This window comes from Algoriphagus sp. A40, assembly GCF_002002735.1.
Classification (GTDB): domain Bacteria; phylum Bacteroidota; class Bacteroidia; order Cytophagales; family Cyclobacteriaceae; genus Algoriphagus.
Window position 1 is genome coordinate 1 of record NZ_MUNY01000091.1, and the last position, 10,799, is coordinate 10,799.

Consider the following 10,799-nt stretch of genomic DNA (forward strand, 5'->3'; position numbering starts at 1 on the left):
GTATTATTCCAACAGATTCAACTATAATTGAATAGAAATTGAGTCAAAAACATAAGATAAATTTAACTTAGTGTGAAATACAAAAAAGGACATGCGATAAAAATAAACAATTGTTGGCACAAAAATTCGAAGCAAATAGTATTCAATAGTTGAAAATTTAAAACCCTATTCCTAAAAAATCTTAACTCTACGTGAATATTTATCCCAAAAATCAATTCTTAAAACAGAGTGTTTCCGAAGTCAAATTACAACATCGGACCAGTGTATCACCCTTTATTTTCACCCCAAAAAAAAATCAAACTAAACAAATCACCTATCAGACTTAATTGTAAACGCATCAAAGGAAAAATTACCCATCCAATTCAATGATGCCAATCTGGTCACTCTTGGGTTACCTACTCGGGATTTGTCCAAGCTAGAATCACACCCAATTCTGAAGGAAATAAAGTCGGATAGCTCAAACAGAGTTATCCAACAGAATTCCTAAGTCTTCCTCACCAAGGCTATTCACTAAATAAGTCTCTTAGTGGTAGGTAAAATATGTCATATGCCTAATTAGGTTAACTACATAGGTGGGAAAAATTATAGGCACACTCTCTAATTCTTAGTATTTAATTATCACCCTAAACAATTAATAACCATGGAAAAATCTACTCAACGCAAAGATAGATTGTTGTGGCCCGACCTCAGCATGAAAAAACGCGATTTAGTGCTGACCCTTTTCTCCATTCTTTATTTTGCCCAATTCGGATTTGCTACAGATTATTACATTTCTTCAAGCTCAGGAAATGACAGTAGAAGTGCATCTGAGGCCCAGAATTCGACTACTCCATGGAAATCTATAGACAAATTGAATTCGGTTTCCAGTATTTTCAAAGGTGGAGATAGAATTTTATTCAAAGCGGGAGATCAGTTTTATGGAACCATAAAAATCACAAAGTCCGGCTCTGTAGGTGCTCCTATCCTATTTACTTCCTATGGGACTGGTAATAAACCTGTGATTACCTCTATGGTTAAGGTTAGCAATTTGGTTTCAATAGGCAGTGGAAAATACGAGGCTGATTTGAGCGCTTTCAACTTAAGCAGAGTTCAAGTGGTAACCATCAACGACCAAATTAAAGAAGTAGGAAGGTTTCCCAATACAAATGCTCCAGACGGAGGCTATCTCCGAATTGCAAATGTCAATTCCAGCACTAGCTTCAGCACCCTTTCTAGCAATCCTTACAGTGGAACAAGTGGTGATGTGGTTATCCGGAAAAACAACTGGATCATTGACCGTCATGCTATTTCCAACATTAGCGGAACTTCCATTTCATTCAAAGCGAATGAAAGCCATTATTCCCCCTTAAAAAACTATGGGTACTTTCTTCAAAATCATGCTTCCCTTCTTGACATGCCTGGTGAATGGAGTTATGATCCCGCGACCAAAAAACTGACAGTCAACCTGTCTGGATACAATATGACTACGGTGAATGTATCCGTTGCGACTTTGGATAATCTAGTTACTAACACTCAGTACACTACCAACCTTTCTTTCTCCAATCTTCATTTCAAAGGATCAAATAGCCATCTCCTGAATGTTTCCAGAAGTCAAAACTTAAAAATCGAAAACAGTTTGTTGGAATATGCCGGTGAAAATGCCGTTTCAGCATTTGATATCACAGGATTTTTGATTCAAAACAACCAAATTAATTATGCTCTGAATTCAGGCATTTATATTTCTTACGGCGCTCCAGGAGCAATTATCCGTGGGAATACCATCACGAATTCTTTTCCCTTTCAAGGTATGGCCAAGAACAGCGACCTGGCTGGTATCGGAATTTTTTTGGCAAGTGATAGTGATGGAAGTTTGATTGAAAAAAACAACCTGATCAATTCGGGATTCAACGGAATCCACTTTGGGGGAAGCTATACCAAAGTAATTAACAACTTCATCAATAATTTTTGCCTATACAAGCAAGACGGAGGAGGGATCTATACCAACTCAGACGGGTTTCGAGACAGAAATAATGTCGGAAGAGAAATTACTGGAAACATTGTGATCAATGGAAAAGGTACTAAGCTTGGAACAACTGAGGAAGTGGATATGGCGGAAGGAATTTACCTGGACGATAACAGCTCCGGAGTGAAGGTTTCCAAAAACACCATCGCTTTTGTAACCGGTAAAAGTATTTATCTGCACAACGCCAACAACATCGAAATTAGTGACAACCTATTCTTTAAGTCAAAAAGTCAGGTACAGTTTACTCATGATTTCATGGGCGATCCGATCAGAAATGTTACTGTGACAAGAAATCAATTTTCTTCAGTTGAAAAAACAAATCAAATCTATTCAGTTTATTCTGCATTGAATGACATTGGTTCAGTTGGGTCATTTAACTCCAATTATTTCCTCGATCCATTTAAAAATGACTTTTTTATACATACCAAAGGCTCAAGCGACGGGGCAGTTGGAGTTAGCAGAAATTTAAGTAACTGGGCTTCAAATTATGGGTATGATTCAAATTCTCTTAAGCCTGACCTTAATATTCCTACCTATAAAATTACATCTTCCACACTGATCAAACAGAGTGACTTCAGCAGCAATACTTCTATTATTGCGGGGGTTTATGGAGCAAGTTCGCAATTAGTCTCATCTGGAATTTCGGGTGGAACTTTAAAACTAGCTTCAAATTCTACCAATAACGCCACCGCTTACATTCAGATAGGAGCTATTCAGACTGGACAAAAAATCTTAGTAGAATTTGACATGAAAGGAACACCTGCCAACATTCCGGTAGAATTGTTTCTTGAGGGTACTTTCAATATCGATAAAGGGTCCAGTAACGGAATTGCATCCACCACTTCAGCCGCCAAAAACCACCAAATTATACTAAGTTCTCTTACTGCAAAAAGTAATGAAAGCATAGTGCTCCGATTCCCTCCTGCACTTACTGAAATGTTTTTGGATAATATTAAAATCAGCAAAGTCACTACGGAAGAAATTGATAAAGAAACCCTGGTTTATTTTGACTACAATGCGACAGGCACTGCGGTTCAAAAATCCTTAGATGGAACCTATGTGAATGCCAAGAATGAAACATTCAATGGTTCGATAACTATCCCTAGTTATGGTTCTGTGCTTTTAGCAAAAGTTTCTGAAACAACTACACCAGTTCCAAATCAGTCACCGACGATTTCCCTTTCCAAACCAACTGCTGGTCAGATATTCATAAAAGGTGTTAATCCTGTAGAATTGGTCGCAAATGCCCAGGATCCGGAAGGTAAAATCAAACAGGTAGAGTTCTACAATGGAACAACTCTCTTGGCTAAAGTCACTGCAGCACCATATTCCTACAACTGGACTACCATACAAAACGGAAATTATTCCGTCTCTGCTAAAGTGATTGATCAAGGTGACCTGAGTGCAACATCTTCTTCGGTCAATTTCACGGTGAAAGATCCAGCAACGAATCAGGCCCCAACCGTTTCACTTTCCAGTCCTACTGCTGGACAGGTATTCATCAAGGGAGTTAACCCGGTTCAATTGGTGGCAAATGCCCAGGATCCGGAAGGAAAAATCAAGCAAGTGGAGTTCTACAATGGAACCAATCTCCTGGCTACTGTCACTACTGCTCCATTTTCCTACAATTGGACTACCATCCAAAACGGAAATTACACAGTTTCTGCAAAAGTGATTGACCAGGAAAATGTAAGTGCGACTTCCAGTGCAGTTAGTTTTATTGTCAAGGACCAAAACACAGCTCTACCTACTTACAGTGCTCAAATGGTATCTCCTATTAATAATTCAACAATTGAAAAAGGAAGCCAGCCTATTATCCTTAAAACCAATGCATTATCCTCTGGGCTTACTGTCAAGAAAGTAGAATTCTTCAATTGGGGATATCCTCTTGTAACCTTGACATCTGGCAGTTTTGAGTTTAACTGGGCATCGATTGAAGTTGATTCGTACAGCATTTATGCGAAAGTCACCGACAATAACGGAAACGTGTATACTACCACTCCGATCAAGTTTTCAGTAAAGGCCGCGACAACACCTTCAGTAAGTTTGGGTGTAAATCTTAGCCAACCCTCCAATAATCAGACCTTCACTTTGGGTCAGCAAGTGGTGAAGCTTAAAGCGGATGTATCAAGTTCAACTGCAATAAAAAATATCGAGTTTTTTAACTGGGGATTTCCTTTAGTTACTGTTTCATCATCTCCTTTTGAGTTTGCCTGGACAAAAATAGAAGTAGGTAGTTACAAGGTACATGCAGTCATTACAGACATTAATGGAATCAAATCAACCTCAAACTCGGTTAATTTCAATGTCGTTGCGGCAAGTTCAACCCCGACATATAAACAATTAACTAATCTTGATTCAACCTCAGCACCTGCTAATGTTGTTATATCTCAGCCCTTTGACAACCAGATATTTGAGTTGGGAAAATCTACTGTTGTCCTTAAGGCTAATACTTCTGAAAAAGTAAGTAAAGTCGAATTTTTCAACTGGTATCAGCCACTCGTTTCTGTTACCAACGATAAAAACGAATATAGCTGGACAAAGATAGAGGCTGGAGAATATTTTGTTTCTGCAAGAATTACAGATTCAAAAGGAACTGTAATTGATTCTGCTCCAGTAAGGTTTAAAGTGATTGATTCAAATTCGACAGTAGAAAATGAAACCCGAAATAAACTTGGCTTAGAGGAGAATAAAGATTCGAGCAGCTATGGTATTAAAATGGGACCAAACCCAACCACATCCGATTTAAATATTTTCTTTGAGGATTATCCTGAGAACATGGAAGGAAAAGTGTCAGTTTTGGATCTTCGAGGTATTGAACTCTTCAAATCTGACTTCAACACAAACCAGGAAACAATTATTCTAGATCTTAATTTCCTAAAACCTGGAATCTATGTTGTCAAATTGAATTTTGGAAACAAAATTTTCCAATCTCACAAGCTCATTAAAAACTAATCGAACTCACCGATTAATTGAAAAATCCAAAGAAGGGCCGGAGATTCCGGCCCTTCTTTTTAATATAGACTGACTCAAGTTAAAGGCGTAAATTGGGTTGTCCTATTTTTTACAAATCTCATCCAAACAAAGCAATTGAATTAATTCTAAACCCTTAAAGGAGTTTCAAATATACCTCTAAGGTTTCCTGACATGTTTTAGCCCAGGAATATTGGGAAGTATTTTCATTTCCTTTTTCCACCAATTGATCCAAAAACTCCCTGTCATACAACTTATTCAGTAGCTCCTCTATTTCTTCTTTCGTTGGATTGCTACTCAAATAAATGGCAGAAGTATTCAAGTTTTCTCTGAAGACTTGAATGTCTGAGCATATTACCGGTTTGGAAAATGACTGGGATTCTAAGACAGGAAGTCCAAATCCCTCATATCTGGATAGTAAAAGTGTGGCTGTATATTTTCCATAGATTTCTTGGATAGAAATTTTTGGATCGAATCCTTCCATGAAGACTTTGTCGCTCAATCCTTCCCTTTCGATCAAGTCTACTACTTCTTTGTAATAATTTTGATAAACCTTGCTTCCCCTCAAATACAGTTTCACATTTTTACCCCTCTCCGATTGCTGAAGATTCTTCATCAATTTGATGGCGACTTTGTGACCTTTATGAGGGTAAAATCCAGCGACATATCCTATTGAAATTTCCAAATCTCCCTTGTCCGAAATCTCACCTACCTCCCCCCCTGTATTGGTAGCAAGCTTGGTTACTTTAATAGCCAGCTTTTTATTGGGAAATCTATTGCTTGCCTCGAGGGATATGGCCGTCGAAGGAACCAAAATGTAATCGTGATTTGACACACCGGAACGCATCAGAAATCTGAGAAATAAAAATTTCAGGTGATTGAAGGTGCCTAGATACTTTTTTAACTCTGGATTTTCCAGATAAAAATCAAACATGAAATCGTGTAAAGTCATCACATACTTTGATGCCTTGAAAAAAGGCAATTCAGGTATTACCCGATGAAGAACACTGATTTTGTTTTTCCTTAGAAATTGTGGAAGGGAAAAATGAAGCCAAAAATTCCTGGCAAATAAGGATTGGTTGTTTACATCCTTGAGCACTTTTTGAATTCGGCTAAGTTTCAAATCGCCTAAAAAACCAGAATGTCCAATGGCTAGGAATTCCAAATCTGAATATTCAGATTTTTTCAATATTTCATCCAAACCCAAAAGAAGATTTCTGGCATAAGTTGCAATTCCACCTCCTGCCCCACCCTTTCCTGGCGAGATATTGGTTACATCTAAACAAACCTTTCCCATAAATCAGGACACAATTGCCAAACTGTTTGATTTCAACCCCACCAGAATTTCCTCTGCAAAGTTTCGGGTGATTTCTTTTGCATCAAATGGACGACTTGCCACTAAGGCGTTTTCAGAAAAAGTGGAATAGCCATCCAAAATAGATTCAATGCCTTTTGCGTACTCTTTCGGTGAAAATTCAACAGGATAAAGCAAACCGCTAAATCCATCTTTCACAAATCGGGGTATATCCCCTACTGCTGTGCTCACAACCGGCACCCCCACCGAAAGTGCCTCAGCTATAGCCATTGGAAATCCTTCAAACGCAGAAGCCATCAGAAGCAATTTCCTTTTTGAGGTAATTTCTATCAAAGTCCGGTTGTCCATATTTCCAAGGAATACCACCTGATCGTTCAAAGAAAGAGATTTTACTAATTCAGTTAGATTGGAAAGTTCAGATCCTGATCCTGCAATGTAGAGCTTATGCTTTACTTTAATCTTTTCCGGAAGGCAATTATAAACTTGGATGAGTTTAGAAATACATTTCGCTTTTTCAAGCCTTCCGGCAAAAATAAAACCCTCCCGGTCTGATGGGCTTTTTATTTGAACTTCATGAGAAATTGGGTTGACAAATTTTTTGGCTCCAGGCCGCAATTCTCCAACAGAATAGAGCAAAAATGCTTTAGAATAGATCAATTTGTCTATGTATTCAAAAAACCATCTAAGGTTCTTCCCAAATTTAAACCTGGAAATTTCCATAGGATTGGTGTTACCATGAAAAATATGGACCAGGGGCCTGGAGGTAAAAGTTGCAATATATGATCCTTCTGGACTGTGAGAAATTATCAAATCATTTTGTTTTAACTTCGCGAAATTTTTCAAAAGGAAAAACACATAGAGAAGCCGGTGTGGGATCTTATTGAATTTTTCGAATTTTTCTGGCAAGAAATAGTATTGCAGATCGAAGTAATGGCCGAGATCTATATCCAGATTCCTTACAAAAGGGCCAATCCCTCCATAAGATGTCAAATAGGAGTTAGTCAATAAAACTGCAGCTTTCAATTTCTTTTCCATTACTAATAGTTAATTCTCCAATAGTTTGAGCCGCTCAAAAAGCAGGTTACTGAATTTTTGGTTGTCGAAATTGTCTACTGCAGTTTTTCTACCTGCTGTGCCTAATTTCGCTATCAATGAATTGTCCAAGAAAATCTCTTTCAAGGATTGGTACATCGCCTGTTCATCTTCCGGGGGAACTAAAAAAGCATTTTCTTGATGTTTGAGGATGGTGCCAACGTCACCTACAGAAGATGCAATCACAGCTTTTCCAGCTGCTAAAAACTCGCTCAGTTTACTTGGGAAACCGGTATTTGCTGCTTTGGAATTGTTTCTGGTCACGCAAAAAACGTCACACCCACTAAGCACTTTCAAATACTCTTCAGAGCTCAAAAAACCCAAGTATTTTATTTTTGAAGCCGCCTCTTTCGACTGAATTAATCCTAAAATCTCATCAAAATCATTTCGATTTTCTCCTTTACCGGTCAAAATTAGTTCTGCTTGGGGAAACTCCTCAGAAAGTCTGGAAAAAGCATTTATCAGCACATCCAAGCCATCTTTCTTTCCAAAAGATCCACCATAAAACACTCTCTCTGCTTTAGATCTATTGGTAGGTGTATATTTTATTTTTTCCAAATCGACTGTCACCGGAATATATAAGACCTTGGAAAGGTCTTTAAAAATACCAGAAAGTTTACTTTTTAAATGAGTGGAAATTACAATCACCATATCAGCAAAATGGGGTGCCATTTCGAGTAGATACTGTCCACTTTTGATACGAACCCGATTCATAATTCCATCAAAGCTCAAGGCTACACTGTTATCTTCTACAATATCTAGGATGACTTTGTACCCTTGGAACTTGGCATACAAAATTGGCAAAATGGTCTTTAGATCGGGAGTGTCATAGGCATAAAGAACATTCAGCGATCCTGATACTTTTTTCTGCCGAATAAATCGGAAGGAATCTCTAAGAAACCTGTAAATCGATCCAGGACTCGACAATACCAAATCTACTTCTTGATGGTTTTCATTCGGTTCTAAGGAAATATTACCAGCTAATTTGGTGAAAAACAGGTTGCTCCAAACAATTCTATTGCATTTGATGAGAGGGTCAAGAAGATTTCGGACCCGTACTGAACCCGCCATCCCTTCATACAGAGGTACTCCTAAAACTAAAATATGCATAACATTCAAAAACCGTGTTTTGTATCAAGAAAATACCGCAAGGTTGTCATTGGTTAGACCTTTTCGAGAAAGGATCTCTAAGAATTCATTAGCAAAATTTTCTCTTATTGAGATACTATCATGGTTCTTTTTTGCCAAATAAATGGCCCTTTCGGAAATCTGTTTCTGAAGTTCTTTGTTTTGAAAAAGTCTTAAAAGTTCCTTTTTCACAAAATCCACATCATCTTTTCCAATGGTAAATGCCCAGTTTTCAGAATGACCATACTGATGGACAGCGGTTTCTTTTGGAGCCATCAAAATAATTACTGCACTGGAAATCATATACTCAGGAGCTTTGGTTGGCATCGAATACCTCAGAAATTCAACTGATTTTGGAGAAAAATCACAGGGCAAAAGTAAAAAATCTGACCCTCGGAACAGTTGAGGAAGCTTGGAATAAGGAACCAAACCTCGATAATGTGTTCCTTTAAACTCCGAAATCCACGAAAGCGGTTCTATAGTTTGAATATAAAATTCAATGGGGAGATTTTCTTCAATCCGGATCTCCTCAACTGCTTGGGCAAAAGTTTTTAAAGAAGTTCCGATTCCAAATCCTGTTCTTCCAGCATACAATACTGAAATGCCATTGGGATTGGGATTTAACTTTATTTTCTCTTCACCGGAATTCCAAAAACTAAGGTCAACGGGATTGTGAAAAGTTTTGAAACCTTTACCAAACCTTCTTTCATATTCCTTTCCCATTTGATCAGAAATACTCAGGCAGAGGGTCGATAAATCAACCAGTTCTTGAAACTCTCTGTTTATCTTTTTCTTCCAAAAACCACTTGCCAGTCCTCCATAACTTATTGAATTTAACCAATCATCCATTTGGTGCAAAACCACAGGGAGCCCAAGAAATTGAGTCAGTGCAATACCAAACATCAGAGAATCCCTCGTGGAAACCTGAATATAGACAACTTCAGGATTGAAGCTTTTAATCCAATTTTTTAGATCTTCTGTCAGTGTTATTTCCGACAATACATGAAATAGCCCAGTCCAATTTAAAATTGGATAAAAAACATTGTTAATAAACCTAGTCCTTAAGTTTGGTTTACTTTGCACCTCCCCGCCTTTCACATATTTACTAATGTCCAGTTGACCAGACGGCATTTTTCGTTGAAATATTCTAAAAGGAAACTTCCAACTATTCTCTTTGCTTCCAATAAAATAATACTGATCACAATACGATGCATTAATATTGTCTATAGCATGACTCGTTACTATTACAGCTAAATCATCTTTAGGCCAATCATGGAAAAGGTTGGACAAAGTAATTCCGCCTCCAGTATTAGAATTAAACGACTGACCGAAAATTAAAACCCTAGGCTTTGCCACTTGTAGTTAATTTAATGTCTTTGGTGAAATAATTAAAAATTGTTTTATCAGATATTTCTCTAAATTCTTTATTGTAACAAAGCGCAACCATAATCCAAACACTAATATGGAAAATTGAAACTGTATAACCATTTGAAGGATACAAAAAGAAAAGCCAAATCATTATCCATGTTGCAGCTTTTTTACTGAACATGTTAGAGGATTGGAAAAATCCTAGATAAACCGCAGGTAGGATTATTGACAATAAAAGAATTAGATTAACTAATCCGCCCGTCAAAATCAATTGTAAGTAATCAGTTTCTATTACTTTCCTAATAGAAGTACCAAATAAAGACTCATCAATCCCTGGACAAAGATATCCTTGATTATATCCTTTACCAATAATCCAATCTAAAGTGGACATACTTGAGTAAAAGCAGTCTTCAACATAAGTCCTTGTATTTTCAAGTCCTTTTTCCAAAATATTCCCCAGAAATTGAATATTTGAAAGCGAGTAATCTAAGGAATAAAACTGGTAACCAAGTATAACTAAATAAATCAAAGCTAAAACCCAGCCTATCTTTTTGGATGATCGGAAAAAATAAAATGTAAAAGCAAATACCGCTACTATTACTTCCATTAACAGAATTCCACGTCTAGCTCTTATAATTGACAAGACTATAGACAATGCAAAAATTGCAAGTGCAAATAGTTTTCGCTGGTTCGATTGGAGATCAAAATTCAACAATATAAAACCGACAGGAAAGGCAAGAAATTTAACAGAAACTTCCAATGCTTCTCTTGAAAATGAATCAAGCATATCGGGATTTAACAAATCCGACAACAGTATAATTGAAAAAACTATATAGAAAAAAAACAATATAAAAGATGCGTCAAAAAGTTTTTTAATATTGATCAAAGTTACAGGTAATAGGATGGCAAGTGGAGCCAAAG

6 protein-coding genes are annotated in these 10,799 nt (G+C 37.2%); 1 reads left to right on the top strand and 5 read right to left on the bottom strand.

The features are described from left to right. Nucleotides 1-640: 640 nt before the first annotated feature. The gene (locus tag B0E43_RS22615; protein WP_077353690.1) at nt 641-4,957 is read left to right on the top strand and encodes an Ig-like domain-containing protein; all 4,317 of its coding nucleotides are present in this window, start codon (nt 641-643) and stop codon (nt 4,955-4,957) included. Between the two features lie 154 nt (nt 4,958-5,111). Here B0E43_RS22615 and B0E43_RS22620 read toward each other — a convergent pair whose 3' ends face one another. The 5 genes from B0E43_RS22620 to B0E43_RS22640 all read right to left on the bottom strand — a co-directional run. Beyond that, nucleotides 5,112-6,272, bottom strand: a complete 1,161-nt coding sequence (locus B0E43_RS22620) for a glycosyltransferase family 1 protein (protein ID WP_077353691.1) — start codon at nt 6,270-6,272, stop codon at nt 5,112-5,114. Between the two features lie 3 nt (nt 6,273-6,275). Next, nucleotides 6,276-7,325: a glycosyltransferase gene (locus B0E43_RS22625; protein WP_077353692.1), complete on the bottom strand. Its 1,050-nt coding sequence runs from the start codon at nt 7,323-7,325 to the stop codon at nt 6,276-6,278. A gap of 9 nt (nt 7,326-7,334) precedes the next feature. Further along, the gene (locus B0E43_RS22630) at nt 7,335-8,492 is read right to left on the bottom strand and encodes a glycosyltransferase family 4 protein (protein ID WP_077353693.1); all 1,158 of its coding nucleotides are present in this window, start codon (nt 8,490-8,492) and stop codon (nt 7,335-7,337) included. A gap of 24 nt (nt 8,493-8,516) precedes the next feature. Then, nucleotides 8,517-9,866 carry a glycosyltransferase family 4 protein gene (locus B0E43_RS22635; protein ID WP_139352857.1) on the bottom strand — a complete coding sequence of 450 codons (1,350 nt, stop codon included), beginning with the start codon at nt 9,864-9,866 and terminating at the stop codon, nt 8,517-8,519. After that, the coding region (locus B0E43_RS22640) for a hypothetical protein (RefSeq protein WP_217349200.1) at nt 9,853-10,799 on the bottom strand (947 nt) is incomplete at its 5' end. The genes B0E43_RS22635 and B0E43_RS22640, both read right to left, overlap by 14 nt.